Source organism: Streptomyces sp. NPDC005262 (genome assembly GCF_042872425.1).
Lineage (GTDB): Bacteria > Actinomycetota > Actinomycetes > Streptomycetales > Streptomycetaceae > Streptomyces.
This window is the reverse complement of the sequence record NZ_JBIAKK010000005.1, coordinates 75,074-89,643: the sequence shown is the minus strand read 5'-3', so window position 1 is coordinate 89,643 and position 14,570 is coordinate 75,074. Positions and strand designations below refer to the sequence as shown.

Below are 14,570 nucleotides of genomic sequence, written 5' to 3'. Positions count from 1 at the left end.
TACGACAGCGCCGCCACCCGAAAGAATTCGGGTGGCGGCGCCTCGTTGGCCGACGCTGTGGGCCGAAGGCTAGAACGCGGCCTCGTCCAGCTCCATCAGCGAACCGTCGACCGCCTCGGCCAGCGCGCGCTCGGCCGAGACGCCCGGCAGGACGTTGGCCGCGAAGAACTTCGCCGCGGCGATCTTGCCCTGGTAGAAGGCGACGTCCTTCGCGGAGGCGGTCGGCAGCTTCTCGGCCGCCACGGCCGCGCCCTTCAGCAGCAGGTAGCCGACGACGACGTCGCCGGAGGCCAGCAGCAGACGGGTGGTGTTCAGGCCGACCTTGTAGATGTTCTTGACGTCCTCACCGGTCGCGGTGAGGTCGGTGATCATCGTGCCGACGATCGCCTCCAGGTCGACGGCCGCCTTGGCGAGCGAGTCCAGCGCACCGGACAGCTCCTCGTTGCCCTGGGCGCCGGCGAGGAACTTCTTGATCTCCTCGGACAGCGCGTTCAGCGAGGCACCCTGGTCGCGGACGATCTTCCGGAAGAAGAAGTCCTGGCCCTGGATGGCCGTGGTGCCCTCGTAGAGGGTGTCGATCTTGGCGTCCCGGATGTACTGCTCGATCGGGTACTCCTGGAGGTACCCGGAGCCGCCGAACGTCTGGAGCGACTGCGCCAGCTGCTCGTACGACTTCTCGGAGCCGTAGCCCTTGACGATCGGGAGCAGCAGGTCGTTGAGGCCGTGCAGCGCCTTCGCGTCCTCGCCGGCGGCCTCCTTCTCCTGGATCGCGTCCTGGACGGAGGCGGTGTACAGCACGAGGGAGCGCATGCCCTCCGCGTACGCCTTCTGCGTCATCAGCGAGCGGCGCACGTCGGGGTGGTGCGTGATGGTGACCTTGGGCGCGGTCTTGTCCATGAAGTTCGCCAGGTCGGTGCCCTGGACCCGCTCCTTGGCGTACTCCAGCGCGTTCAGGTACCCCGTCGAGAGGGTGGCGATGGCCTTCGTGCCGACCATCATCCGGGCGAACTCGATGATGCGGAACATCTGGCGGATGCCGTCGTGCTTGTCGCCGATCAGCCATCCCTTGGCGGGGTGCTGGTCGCCGAACGTCATCTCGCACGTGTTGGACGCCTTGAGGCCCATCTTGTGCTCGACGTTCGTCGCGTACACGCCGTTGCGCTCGCCCAGTTCGCCGGTGGTCCAGTCGAAGTGGAACTTCGGGACCATGAAGAGCGACAGACCCTTCGTGCCCGGACCAGCGCCCTCGGGGCGGGCCAGCACGTAGTGAATGATGTTCTCGGACATGTCGTGCTCGCCCGAGGTGATGAAGCGCTTCACACCCTCGATGTGCCAGGAGCCGTCCTCCTGCTCGACGGCCTTCGTGCGGCCCGCGCCGACGTCCGAGCCGGCGTCCGGCTCGGTCAGCACCATCGTCGAGCCCCACTGCTTCTCGACGGCGATCTCGGCGATCTTCTTCTGCGCCTCGTTGCCCTCGTCGAAGAGGATGCCGGCGAACGCCGGGCCCGAGGAGTACATCCAGATGGCCGGGTTCGAGCCGAGCAGCAGCTCCGCGTAGGACCAGATCAGGGAGCGCGGGGAGGTCGTGCCGCCGATCTCCTCGGGCAGGCCCAGGCGCCAGTACTCGGAGTCCATGAACGCCTGGTACGACTTCTTGAAGGTCTCCGGGACCGGCGCCGTGTTGGTCTCCGGGTCGAAGACCGGCGGGTTGCGGTCGGCGTCGGCGAAGGAGTCGGCCAGCTCGTTCTCCGCGAGGCGGGCGACCTCGTCGAGGATGCTCTTCGCCGTCTCGACGTCCATCTCGGCGAACGGGCCGGTGCCGTACAGCTTGTCGCGCCCGAGGACCTCGAAGAGGTTGAACTCGATGTCGCGGAGATTCGACTTGTAGTGCCCCATGGGAAGGCTCCGTAATCAATAGCAGTGGCGCACAGCGCCCCGGTCAAGGGGTGAGGGCCGGGCGGGCGACGAGCTGGCGGTAGGCATATCAGCTGACCTCCCCGATGATGCTACCCGTCAGTAATAAGACGCAACCCCTCGAGGGGTGGATGTGTCCCATTACTCTTTGGGGTATGTACGGCTACGACCAGAACCAGGGCGCACAGCAGCAGATGGGTGGCGGCTACGGCGAGCAGCCGCTGTATCCCGAGCCCTCGCCGCCGTCCCTCGGCGACGCGGTACGGGCCTTCACCACCGGATCCCTGTCCGCCGAGGACTTCCAGCAGATCTTCGCGACCTCGAAGGTCTACTGCCCGCGCGGCGACAACCCCGGCTTCCTCGCCCTGCACAACACCCAGCAGCCGGTGATCCCCATGTTCACCACGCTCAAGGAACTGCGGCTGTACGCAGGCAAGGAGTCCAAGTACTTCGTGATCACCGGCGCCGAGGTGATCGATCTGCTGCCCACCGGCTACGGCTTCGTCCTCGACATGGAGGGCGAGCACCGCATGGTCTTCGACGCCAAGGCCGTGGAGCAGATGGTCGACTTCGCGATGCGCCGCATGTACGGCTAGGGCCTCGTGTGGATCATGCTGGGCTCGCGGGGCCCGGCATGCGCATCTGCCGCGTTGTCGGTCTTCCCCGAGCTCTCGGCTCCGCTCGGGGGAGACCCCATTCGCTTCGCGTGGGCTCCTTCCTCCGCCTTGCGGCTGCACGCGCCACCGTGACGTCAGCCGCTCCGCGGCGGGCGGCTCCCTGATCCAGCCCGATCCAGACGAAAGACCCTGGACGTCGTCGCCCGCAGGCGGCTGACCGCCGGTCTTCCGGACGCCAGGAGGGGCCCGTACCACTCAGGTACGGGCCCCTCCTGCTGCGTGCGACGGGCCGGGAATGCGATGCCCCTTGCAAGATGTTCACTGTTCAACTAAATTGAAGCCAGAACAATCCCGGAGGTGGCTCCCATGCCCGCAGTGACCGTCGAAAACCCACTGACCCTGCCCAAGGTCGCCGCCTCAGGCGACGCCACGGCCCGTCCCGTGCTCGCCGTCACCACGGCGCCGAGCGGATTCGAGGGCGAAGGCTTCCCCGTTCGCCGCGCGTTCGCCGGGATCAACTACAAGCACCTCGACCCGTTCATCATGATGGACCAGATGGGCGAGGTGGAGTACGCGCCGGGCGAGCCCAAGGGCACTCCCTGGCACCCCCACCGCGGCTTCGAGACCGTCACGTACATCATCGACGGCACCTTCATCCACCAGGACAGCAACGGTGGCGGCGGCACCATCCGCAACGGTGACACCCAGTGGATGACGGCCGGATCCGGCCTCCTCCACATCGAGGCCCCGCCGGAGTCCCTCGTCATGTCGGGCGGCCTCTTCCACGGCCTCCAGCTCTGGGTGAACCTGCCCAAGGCCGACAAGATGATGGCCCCCCGCTACCAGGACATCCGCGGCGGTCAGGTCCAGCTCCTCGCCTCCCCGGACGGCGGCGCGCTGCTCCGCGTCATCGCCGGTGAGCTCGACGGTCACGAGGGCCCGGGCGTCACCCACACCCCGATCACCATGGTCCACGCCACCGTGCGCCCCGGCGCCGAGGTGACCCTGCCGTGGCGTGAGGACTTCAACGGACTCGCGTACGTGATGGCCGGCCGCGGCACGGTCGGCGAGGAGCGCCGCCCCGTCCACATGGGGCAGACCGCGGTCTTCGGCGCCGGATCCTCGCTGACCGTCCGCGCGGACGAGAAGCAGGACGGCAACACCCCGGACCTGGAGGTCGTGCTGCTCGGCGGCCGTCCGATCCGGGAGCCGATGGCGCACTACGGGCCGTTCGTCATGAACAGCCAGGCCGAACTGAAGCAGGCGTTCGAGGACTTCCAGGCCGGCCGTCTCGGCACCGTGCCCGCGGTCCACGGCATGGGTGAGTGACCCTGCGACAGGGACGTCGCTGACGGTCCGTCACCCGTACGGCCGTGCAGGCGGGACATGACCGCCGCACCGTGATCGGGTGGGAGGGTGCATACCCAAAAGCCCCTCCTGCCCGACGCGGCGCGGCGGACAGCGGCCTGGTGCGCCGTACTTCTGCTGGTCACCGGTGTCGCCGCGGTCGCGATCTGGTTGTGCGTCGTCCTCAAGACCGCGGTCACACCCGTCCTGCTCGCCCTGCTCGGTACGGCGTTGCTCGGTCCGGTCCACCGGTGGCTGGCCGACCATCGGGTGAACCGGTCGGTGGCCGCCGGGCTCACCTGCGCGCTGCTCGTCGCGGTGGGCGGCGGCGCCGGGTACATCGTCGTCACCGCGCTCATCGACACCGGCAGCCAGATCGTCCGGTCGCTGAAGGACGCCGGGCAGTGGGTCATCGACCACTTCGGGTTCGCGCGCGACATCAATGTGGACGACCTCGCCGCCAACGCGCAGAAGCTCGTCGAGAAGTTCGGCGCAAGCGCCGCGGGCGGGCTGCTCACCGGCATCAGCCTGGTCGTCTCACTGGTCGCGACCGGCGTCCTCGCCCTGCTGCTGACCTTCTTCTTCCTGCGCGACTCCCACCGGGCCGTGGACCTCGCCCACGCCATCGCCCCGCGTGGCACCGGTGAGCTGGTCGAGGCGATGGGGCGACGGGCCTTCGAGGCCGTCGAGGGCTTCATGCGCGGCACCACGTTCATCGCGCTGATCGATGCCGTCTGCATCACGGTCGGCCTGCTGATCCTGCGGGTGCCGGGCGCGGTGGGACTCGGGGCGCTGGTCTTCGTCGGCGCGTACATCCCGTACCTCGGCGCGTTCCTCTCCGGCGCTGTCGCCGTCCTGGTCGCGCTCGCGGACCGGGGCGTGGTGATCGCGCTCTGGGTGCTCGGAGTGGTGCTCGCGGTCCAGGTGCTGGAGGGGCACGTGCTGCAGCCGGTGATCCAGAGCCGTACGGTCCAGATGCACCCGGCCATGATCATGATCGCGCTGACCGCGGGGGCGAGTGTGGCGGGCCTGCTGGGGATGCTGCTGGCGGTACCGGCGTGCGCGGCCGCCTTCGGTGTCCTCGGCGAACTCCGCAAGGGCTACAACCCCGACCCGGACGCACCGCCCCCCTCCGCCACGCCCGACCCGCCGACACCGCCGGACACACCACCGCCCGGCCCAACGAACACGCCCGGCCCAACGAACCCGCCCGGCGACTGAGGGCGCAGCGGCCACCGGACGCGCCCGGGCCAGCCCCTACGACTCGTGCAGCTCGAACCAGATCGACTTCCCCGCCCCCCGCGGATCCACCCCCCACGCATCGGCCAGCACCTCCATCAGCACCAGGCCCCGCCCGCTGGAAGCCATCTCCCCCGGCCGGCGCCTGTGCGGCAGTTCGTCGCTGCTGTCCGCCACCTCCACCCGCAGCCGCCGTTCGCCCCGCTCCCCGGTGGCCTCGGCGACCATCAGCGCGTCGCCGTCCGTGTGGACGAGGACGTTCGTGGTCATCTCGGAGACCATCAGCACGGCCGCGTCGATCCGTTCCGGGTCCTCCCAGTCGTGCAGCAGCTCGCGCAGCTGCTGCCGGGCGGCCGAGATCCGCTCGGGTTCGGCCTGGGCGATGGTCAACGCGGTGCGGCGCGGCGCGGTCCGCGGCACGGTGCCCGCCTCGCGACGCAGCACGAGCACCGCGACGTCGTCCTCGCGGCGGTCGGCCAGCGGGCCCGTCGTGTAGTGCGACGTCGGCCCGTGCACGGCCTGCACCAGCTCGTCGGCGAGCTTCTCCAGGTCACCGATCTGCTGCTCCAGGACCGGTCGGAGCCGGTCCCAGCCGGTGGCCATGTCGTGGCCGCCGGTCTCGATCAGTCCGTCCGTGCACAACATGATGGTTTCGCCGGTCTCCAGAACGAGCTGGGTCGTCGGGTAGTCGGCGTCGGTCTCGACACCGAGCGGCAGCCCGCCGCCGGTCTGCCGGATCACCGCGGTCCCGTCGCTGCTGATCACCACCGGGTCGGGGTGGCCGGCCCGGGCGATGTCGAGCGTGCCGGTCTCCGGGTCCACCTCCGCGTACAGACACGTCGCGAACCGCGGACCGGTCTCCTCCCCGTCGTCGTACGCGTCCGTGAGCCCGGAGAGGAACCGGGAGGCACGGGAGAGCACCGCGTCCGGGCGGTGCCCCTCGGAGGCGTACGCGCGCAGGGCGATCCGCAACTGGCCCATCAGCCCGGCCGCCCGCACGTCATGGCCCTGGACGTCGCCGATGACGAGGGCGATACGGCCGTTGGGGAGCGGGATCATGTCGTACCAGTCGCCGCCCACCTGGAGCCCGCCACCGGTCGGTACATACCGGGCGGCGACCGTCATGCCGGGGATCTCGGGGCCCAGCGTCGGCATCATCGACCGCTGGAGCCCCTGCGACAGCTCCCGCTCGGTCTCGGCCTCCCCGGCCCGCGCCAGGGCCTGGGCGAGCATCCGGGCCACCGTCGTCAGTACCGAACGCTCGTCCGGCGAGAACGACACCGGGTGCCGGAACCCGGCCATCCAGGCACCCATCGTGCGGCCCGACACGATCAGCGGCAGGAAGGCCCAGGAGCGGCGCCCGAAACGGCTGGCCAGCGGCCAGGTGGCCGGGAAGCGGCGGTGGTACTCCTCGGGCGAGGGGAGATAGATCGCCCGCCCGGTCCGCACGACCTGGGCGGCCGGGTAGTCGGTCTCCAGAGGCATGTCGTTGAACGGGTCCTCGTCGCCCGCGTTGTGCCCGTGGTGGCCGATGATGGTCAGCCGTTCGCCCGCGACACCGAAGACGGCGAGCCCGTCGGGTGAGAACCCGGGCATGGAGAGTGAGGCCGCGACCCGCAGCACCTCCGCCGTGGAGCGGGCCTCGGCCAGTGCCCGCCCCGCGTCCAGCAGGAACGCCTCGCGGGACCGGCGCCAGTCCCCGGTGATGGGGGTGTGCGCCCCGGTGGTGCCCGGCTGCGGTTCGGCGACCTCCTGGAGGGTGCCGACCAGTACGTAGCTCTCGCTGCCGGCCGATGCGACCGGCAGCGGTTTGGAGCGGCTGCGTACGGTACGCAGCACCCGGCCGTCCCCGTCCACGATCCGCAGCCGCGCCTCGGCCAGGGTGCCCTCGGCGAGTGCCAGGTTCACCACCCCGTAGATCTCGTTCCAGTCGACCGGGTGGAAACGCGCGCGCACCGCGGCCTCGCGGAAGACGCCGGCCTCGGCCGGGAGCTCGAGCAGCCGGGCCGCCTCCGCATCGAGCGTGACTGAACCGGCTCCGTGGTCCCAGCGCCACAGGCCGGTCGCCGTCGCGGCCAGGACATCCTCGGTGCGCATTGCCCCACTTTATGAAGATGTGCTCGGCCGACGCCACCGAAAGCGGCCGTCGGCGGGTGGTCCTGACCTCGCCGGATGATCTTGAGATGACGATGACAATGAAGTCGTGGGGGCTCGGGCGGTAGCCTGGTGAGGCTGAATCCACCCCAACCGCGAAGACTGGATGAACGACGATGCATCGGTACAGGTCCCACACCTGCGGCGAGCTCCGCGCCTCTGACGTCGGCACCGACGTCCGGCTGAGCGGCTGGCTGCACAATCGTCGAGACCTGGGCGGCATCCTCTTCATCGATCTGCGCGACCACTACGGTCTCGTGCAGCTCGTCGCCCGCCCCGGCACACCCGGCAACGAAGCCCTGTCGAAGCTCACCAAGGAGACCGTCGTCCGGATCGACGGCAAGGTCTCCGCACGTGGCGCCGACAACGTGAACCCGGACCTCCCGACCGGCGAGATCGAGATCGAGGTCACCGAGGTCGAGGTGCTGGGCGAGGCCGCCCCGCTGCCCTTCACGATCAACACCGACGACGGGGTCAACGAGGAGCGGCGTCTGGAGTACCGCTTCCTCGACCTGCGCCGTGAGCGCATGCACCGCAACATCATGCTGCGCTCCGCCGTCATCGCCTCGATCCGCTCGAAGATGGTGGCTCTCGGCTTCAACGAGATGGCGACGCCGATCCTCACCGCGACCTCCCCTGAGGGCGCCCGTGACTTCGTGGTCCCGTCCCGGCTGAACCCCGGCAAGTTCTACGCGCTGCCGCAGGCCCCGCAGCAGTTCAAGCAGCTGCTGATGATCTCGGGCTTCGACCGCTATTTCCAGATCGCGCCGTGCTTCCGCGACGAGGACGCCCGCGCCGACCGCTCGCCCGGCGAGTTCTACCAGCTCGACGTCGAGATGTCGTTCGTCGAGCAGGAGGACGTCTTCCAGCCGATCGAGAAGCTGATGACCGAGCTCTTCGAGGAGTTCGGCAACGGCCGCCACGTCACGTCGCCGTTCCCGCGGATCCCGTTCCGCGAGTCGATGCTGAAGTACGGCAACGACAAGCCCGACCTGCGCGCCAAGCTGGAGCTCGTCGACATCTCCGACGTCTTCGCCGGCTCGGAGTTCAAGGCGTTCGCCGGCAAGCACGTCCGCGCCCTTCCGGTGCCGGACACCGCGGGCCAGTCCCGTAAGTTCTTCGACGGCCTCGGTGAGTACGCCGTCGAGCACGGCGCCAAGGGCCTCGCCTGGGTCCGCGTCGGCGAGGACGGCACCCTCGCCGGTCCGATCGCCAAGTTCCTCACCGAGACGGACATCAAGACCCTCACCGAGCGCCTGTCGCTCGTCCCGGGCCACGCCGTCTTCTTCGGCGCCGGCGAGTTCGACGAGGTCTCCAAGATCATGTCGGCCGTCCGGGTCGAGGCCGCCAAGCGCTCCGGTCACTTCGAGGAGGGCGTCTTCCGGTTCTGCTGGGTCGTCGACTTCCCGATGTACGAGAAGGACGAGGAGACCGGCAAGATCGACTTCTCGCACAACCCGTTCTCCATGCCTCAGGGCGGCCTGGAGGACCTGGAGACGAAGGACCCGCTGGACATCCTTGCCTGGCAGTACGACATCGTCTGCAACGGCATCGAGCTGTCCTCCGGCGCCATCCGTAACCACGAGCCCGAGCTGATGCTCAAGGCGTTCGAGATCGCCGGTTACGACCGTGAGACCGTCGAGCACGAGTTCGCGGGCATGCTCCGCGCGTTCCGTCTCGGCGCCCCGCCGCACGGTGGCATCGCCCCCGGTGTCGACCGCATCGTGATGCTGCTGGCCGACGAGCCGAACATCCGCGAGACGATCGCCTTCCCGCTCAACGGCAACGCGCAGGACCTGATGATGGGCGCGCCGACCGTGCTGGACGAGGCGCGGCTGCGCGAGCTGAACATCCAGCTCCGCAAGCCCGCCGCGACGGCGAAGGAGAAGGCCGAGGCCAAGGACTCGGTAGCGAGGGACACGGGCGCGAAGTAAGCGTCAGCCGTTCCGCTTCTGTTCCACGTGAAACAGCCCCTGGCCGTCCGGCCAGGGGCTGTTCCGCGTCGTGGCCGCCCTCCACAGCAACGCACAGCTGACACACACGCCCCTGCCAGCTCCCCTGCCTAGCCTCACTTCGCATGACAGAGACTCAAGGACCCGCACACAAGAAAGACATGACGCGTCGCCGGATGGTGTTTGCCGGCGGTGCGGCGATCGTGGCCGCCGGGATCGGGGCGGGTGTGGTCGCCGGTGCCTCGGCCGACGAGGTCACGAGCAGCGGCAGTGGGAAGAAGTCCGCCGCCGGGCAGGCCGAGGCGTGCTACCGGCTGACCTCGGAGACCACCGAGGGCCCGTACTACATCGACGCCGACAAGATCCGGAAGGACATCACCGAGGACAAGGAGGGCATCCCGATGACCCTCCGCCTCAAGGTGATCGACTCGGACACCTGCAAGCCCGTGAGCCGGGCGGCCGTCGACATCTGGCACTGCGACGCGCTGGGCATCTACTCCGGTTACGAGTCGATGAGCTCGGGTGGCCCCGGCGGTGGAGGGACTCCGCCGAGCGGGGCCCCAACGGACGCCCCGACCGGTACCCCCACCGACGCCCCGACGGGTACACCCCCGTCCGGCGGGCCCGGTGGCGGCGGTGGCGGACACTCGGAGCCCACCGACGACGAGCGCTATCTGCGCGGCACCCAGCTCACCGACAAGCACGGCTATGTGGAGTTCAAGACGATCTTCCCGGGCTGGTACCAGGGCCGTTGTGTGCACATCCACACCAAGGTGCACGTCGGCGGGAAGATGACCGACGCCGGGTACGAGGGCGGACGCACCTGTCACACCGGTCAGTTCTTCTTCGCGGAGTCCGCGGTGCTCGACTCGGCGAAGATAGCACCGTACTCGACCAGCACCACCACGCGTACGACTCTCACCGAGGACAGCATCTACGACCAGAGCGGTGTCACGGGCGGGCTGATGAAGCTCTCGTACCGCAAGAACCACATGGCGCGCGGCGTCGTCGGTTCGATCACGATGGGCGTGGACCCGGACGAGACGCACGACGGCACGGACCTCTGAGACTCCGTTCCCCCGCCGAGGGGATGGGCCCGGAATCGCCACCAGGGCGCGGTTCCGGGCCCTTTCCCATGCGTGCGCGGCCGGATTCGTCGCAGGACACGCCCGAGACGAGACGACGGGTCACACCGGATCGGATGCGGCCGTATGGCCGCTTTGTCTGATTAATCGTCGGTCGGCTCGGCAATGACTGGCTCGGGGACTTTGGTGCGGGGATCTCTGTCCCCGTCGTCCTCGACGTCGACCGCTAGGAGCCCCCCGTGCCTGTTCCCGAACCCGTGCCCCGCCCCGGCCCTCGCGCGTCCAGACGTCCCCCGTACACGGTCTGTGCGGGGCTCCTGCTGCTGCTGACCGGGTGCGCTGCGGCAGGTACGGCACCCGGACCCACCCCCGGCGCTCAGGTGCCCACCGTGCGCGCCGGCGCTCACGCGCCCACTGGGAGCGCCGTCGCCCATGCGCCCACCGGCAGTGTCGGCGCGGCGGGCCCAGGGGCCGCTGCGGCGCGCGGGCCGGCCGCCCCGACCGCACCCCGCGAGATCCGGATGCTGGGGCAGACGGCCAGGTCCGCGATCCCGGCCGAGTCCCGGCAAGCGCTCGTCGTCACCGGAAACGCGCCCGACTCCAGCGAGGCCACAGCCGTCCTCTACACCCGCGACGACCCCACGGTGGGCTGGCAGCCGGCCGCCGGCCCGTGGCCCGCCCACAACGCCCTGTACGGCTGGACCGACGAGCACTGGGTGAACGACCTCCGGACCCCCATCGGCGTCTACGGACTGACGGCCGCGGGCGGTCTGCTCGAACCGCCGGGCACCGAGCTGCCCTACGTGCAGAGCCCGGCGTTCACGGCGAGCGGCGAAGGATTCGACGGGGAGTCCCTGGCAGGGTCGTTCGACTACGTCATCGCCATCGACTACAACCGTGTCCCCGGTGCTTCCCCGCTGGACCCGACCCGTCCGCTCGGCGCGGAGCGGGGCGGCGGCATCTGGCTCCATGTCGACCACGGCGGGCCGACCCAGGGCTGCATCTCGCTTCCCGAGGACCGGATGGAGGAGCTGCTGCGCATCCTCGACCCGGCAAAGGTTCCGGTGATCGTGATGGGTGACGGGGCGGCGCTGGCCCGCTGACCGGACGTCACGCATCCGAGTTGCCGTTATGCACGCACGCGAGAGGGGTCCGGACCGTCACCGGTCCGGACCCCTCATCTGCGTACCGAGCCCTGTTCGGGCTTCCGTGCACCGAGCTGTGGCCCTACGCGGGCTTCTCCTCCAGGCGCGGGAACAGCACCGCACCCTTCGTCACCGTCGCGCCCGCGGGCAGCTGCCCCCAGCCGCCCGCGTCCTGCACACGCTGGTCGGGCAGCGCGCCCAGGGACTCCTCGGCGCCCAGCGACTCCCACAGCTTCTGCGAGGTCTCCGGCATCACCGCGTTCAGCAGGACCGCGACACCGCGCAGCGCCTCGGCGGCCGTGTACAGGATCGTCGCGAGCCGGGCACGGCCCTCGGGCGACTCGTCCTTGGCGACCTTCCAGGGCTCCTGCTCCGTGATGTAGCCGTTGACCTGCTTCACGAACTCGAAGATCGCCAGGATGCCGGCCTGGAAGTCCAGCTCCTCGCCGATCTTCCGGTCGGCCGTGGCGACCGCCTTCGCGAGACCCTCCTGGACCGCCTTCTCGGCCTCGCCGGGGGCGGTGGCCTCCGGGAGCGCCCCGCCGAAGTACTTGCCGACCATGGCGGCGACGCGCGAGGCGAGGTTGCCGTAGTCGTTGGCGAGCTCGGAGGTGTAGCGGGCGGTGAAGTCCTCCCAGGAGAACGAGCCGTCACTGCCGAACGCGATCGCGCGCAGGAAGTACCAGCGGTACGCGTCCACACCGAAGTGCGAGGTCAGGTCCTGCGGCTTGATGCCGGTCAGGTTCGACTTCGACATCTTCTCGCCGCCGACCATCAGCCAGCCGTTGGCCGCGACCTTGCCGGGCAGCGGCAGGCCCTGCGCCATCAGCATCGCGGGCCAGATGACCGCGTGGAAGCGGAGGATGTCCTTGCCGACCAGGTGCACATCGGCCGGGAACGTCCCGTCGAACTTCTCCTGGTTCGCTCCGTAGCCGACCGCCGTCGCGTAATTGAGGAGCGCGTCGACCCACACGTAGATGACGTGCTTCTCGTCCCACGGCACCGGGACGCCCCAGTCGAAGGTCGAGCGTGAGATCGACAGGTCCTGCAGGCCCTGCCTGACGAAGTTCACGACCTCGTTGCGGGCCGACTCGGGCTGGATGAAGCCGGGGTTGTTCGCGTAGAACTCCAGCAGCTTCGGTCCGTACTCGCTCAGCTTGAAGAAGTAGTTCTCCTCCTTGAGGATCTCCACCGGCTTCTTGTGGATCGGGCACAGCTTCGTGCCGTCCTCCGCCTCGATGAGGTCCCCGGGGAGCTTGTACTCCTCGCAGCCCACGCAGTACGGGCCTTCGTACCCGCCCTTGTAGATCTCGCCCTTGTCGTACAGGTCCTGCACGAACTCCTGCACACGGTCCGTGTGCCGCTTCTCCGTGGTACGGATGAAGTCGTCGTTCGCGATGTTCAGGTGCTCCCAGAGGGGCTTCCAGGCCTCCTCGACGAGCTTGTCGCACCATTCCTGCGGAGTGACGTCGTTCGCCTCGGCAGTGCGCATGATCTTCTGACCGTGCTCGTCCGTGCCGGTGAGGTACCACACCTTCTCGCCACGCTGGCGGTGCCAGCGGGTGAGCACGTCGCCTGCGACGGTCGTGTAGGCGTGGCCCAGGTGAGGAGCGTCGTTGACGTAGTAAATGGGGGTCGAGACGTAGTACGCCGTCGCCCCCTGCTTCTCGGATCCAGTGGCCGCCATGGTCGAAATCCTAACGGCCCGTGGGTGATCCACTCACACCGATGAACGCCGCCGCCCCCTCCGACGGCCATGAGCCGTCCTGGGAGGGAGCGGAGATTCTCGCGGAGCTCGTCGCCACGGGGGCTGCGCCGGGCGGGAAACACCCGCCGGAAGAGGCACGGCGTCCGGCTCGAGACGGTCCGGGGACGTCGTGTCCCGGGACGCCCGCTGCCGGAAGGGTCAGGGGCGGGGCTGGTCTTTCGATCGAACGTTCGACAGCGGTGGTGCCCGGCGGCACGGTCACGGCGGAGCCCTGCTCGAGGACGGGCTCGCCGTGACCGTGCGTCTGCCGGTCGGCCTGCCTGGTCAGCCGTTGTCGGCGGCGGTCTCGCGGGCCGCGAGCCAGGCCGGGAGCGCGGCGAGGATCTCCTGGTAGAGCGTGGCGTCGGGCACCTCGCTCGGGGCGGGGCCGGCGTGGAAGAACGCGGCGTTCGGGGCGTCCAGCTTCCGCAGGAAGTCGAAGCCCTTCGCGTCCTCGTCGCCGAACGCGACGAACTGGAAGAACAGCGGCAGCCGTGCCGCCTCGGCGAGCGCCTGCTTGGCGGGCTGCTTGGCGTCCGGCGGTCCGTCGGTCTGGAAGATCACCAGGGCGGGTCCGGTGGCCTCCGACTTCTCGTAGTGCGCGACGACCTCCTCGACGGCACGGTGGTAGCTCGTACGGCCCAGGCGGCCGAGGCCCGCGTGCAGTTCGTCGATCCGGCCCTCGTGGTCGGCGAGGCCGACCGTGCCGGTGCCGTCGATGTCGGTCGAGAAGAAGACGACGGGCACGGTGGCGTTCTCGTCGAGGTGCGCGGCGAGGGCGAGTGTGCGGTCGCCCAGGTGCTGGGCGCTGCCGTCCTTGTAGAACGGCCGCATCGAGCCGGAGCGGTCGAGCACCAGGTACACGGTGGCCCGAAGCCCGGTCAGACCGTGCGTCTTCAGCCCGGCCTGGGCCGCCTTGTAGGCGTCGACGAGCGCGGGGGCGCCGGCCTCGACCCGGGCGAGGGCGACGGCGGAGGCCCCGGTGGCCTCTGCGGATGCGGAAGCCTCGGGGGCGGGCGCGGCGTCCGGCTCGGCCGGCAGGGCGTCTGCGACCGGTGCGGCGTCGGCCGCCACGGGCTCGACGGTGGCGAGGACGATGACCGGCTCGGGCTCGGTGGCGACCTCGGCGGCGGGGGCCGGCTCCAGGACCTGGGCGGCCTCGGGCTCGGCCTCGGCGGCCGGTGCGGTTTCGGCCTTCGGCTCGGTGATGGTGACCGGTTCTGCCTCGGCCTTGATCTCGGCCGGTGCGGGCTCGGGCTCGGCGATGACGGGTGCGGCCTCGGGCTCGGCCTCGGCGGCCGGTGCGGTTTCGGCCTTCGGCTCGGTGATGGTGACCGGTTCTGCCTCGGCCTTGATCTCGGCCGGTGCGG

Annotated in this window: 10 protein-coding genes; 6 read left to right on the top strand and 4 right to left on the bottom strand. The window is 69.8% G+C overall.

Going from position 1 to position 14,570, the window contains the following annotated elements; translation table 11 throughout:
* Positions 1–69: 69 nt before the first annotated feature.
* Positions 70–1,896 (bottom strand): acyl-CoA dehydrogenase, encoded by a 1,827-nt coding sequence (locus ACFYP5_RS15605; protein WP_030972547.1) that lies wholly within the window; start codon positions 1,894–1,896, stop codon positions 70–72.
* Between the two features lie 173 nt (positions 1,897–2,069).
* Here ACFYP5_RS15605 and ACFYP5_RS15600 point away from each other — a divergent pair, with 173 nt between their 5' ends.
* The 3 genes from ACFYP5_RS15600 to ACFYP5_RS15590 all read left to right on the top strand — a co-directional run bounded on the left by ACFYP5_RS15600 (position 2,070) and on the right by ACFYP5_RS15590 (position 5,099).
* Positions 2,070–2,510: an SseB family protein gene (locus ACFYP5_RS15600; RefSeq protein WP_030930244.1), complete on the top strand. Its 441-nt coding sequence runs from the start codon at positions 2,070–2,072 to the stop codon at positions 2,508–2,510.
* Between the two features lie 387 nt (positions 2,511–2,897).
* Complete coding sequence (locus ACFYP5_RS15595; protein WP_327125950.1) at positions 2,898–3,860, top strand: pirin family protein; 963 nt, start codon at positions 2,898–2,900, stop codon at positions 3,858–3,860.
* An 87-nt stretch (positions 3,861–3,947) separates the two neighbouring features.
* Entirely contained in the window at positions 3,948–5,099 is a 1,152-nt protein-coding gene (locus ACFYP5_RS15590) for an AI-2E family transporter (RefSeq protein ID WP_389035527.1), read from the top strand.
* A 36-nt stretch (positions 5,100–5,135) separates the two neighbouring features.
* Here the strand turns inward: ACFYP5_RS15590 and ACFYP5_RS15585 are convergent, their stop codons facing one another.
* Positions 5,136–7,214, bottom strand: coding sequence for a SpoIIE family protein phosphatase (locus ACFYP5_RS15585; RefSeq protein ID WP_389035525.1), 2,079 nt, complete (start codon positions 7,212–7,214; stop codon positions 5,136–5,138).
* A gap of 173 nt (positions 7,215–7,387) precedes the next feature.
* Between ACFYP5_RS15585 and aspS the strand changes: the two genes are divergently transcribed.
* The 3 genes from aspS (at position 7,388) to ACFYP5_RS15570 (ending at position 11,411) form a co-directional block, all read left to right on the top strand.
* Positions 7,388–9,205 carry an aspartate--tRNA ligase gene (aspS, locus tag ACFYP5_RS15580; RefSeq protein WP_389035522.1) on the top strand — a complete coding sequence of 606 codons (1,818 nt, stop codon included), beginning with the start codon at positions 7,388–7,390 and terminating at the stop codon, positions 9,203–9,205.
* Positions 9,206–9,348: 143 nt separating this feature from the next.
* Positions 9,349–10,290: an intradiol ring-cleavage dioxygenase gene (locus ACFYP5_RS15575; RefSeq protein ID WP_389035519.1), complete on the top strand. Its 942-nt coding sequence runs from the start codon at positions 9,349–9,351 to the stop codon at positions 10,288–10,290.
* Positions 10,291–10,565: 275 nt separating this feature from the next.
* Positions 10,566–11,411 (top strand): hypothetical protein, encoded by an 846-nt coding sequence (locus ACFYP5_RS15570; RefSeq protein WP_389036162.1) that lies wholly within the window; start codon positions 10,566–10,568, stop codon positions 11,409–11,411.
* 124 nt (positions 11,412–11,535) lie between these two features.
* On the opposite strand, the gene metG is transcribed toward ACFYP5_RS15570, so the two are convergent.
* Both metG and ACFYP5_RS15560 read right to left on the bottom strand, forming a co-directional pair.
* On the bottom strand, positions 11,536–13,140 hold the full coding sequence (metG, locus tag ACFYP5_RS15565; RefSeq protein ID WP_389035517.1) for a methionine--tRNA ligase: 1,605 nt from the start codon (positions 13,138–13,140) through the stop codon (positions 11,536–11,538).
* A gap of 345 nt (positions 13,141–13,485) precedes the next feature.
* A partial coding sequence (locus tag ACFYP5_RS15560; protein WP_389035514.1) for a VWA domain-containing protein occupies positions 13,486–14,570 on the bottom strand: 1,085 nt, incomplete at its 5' end.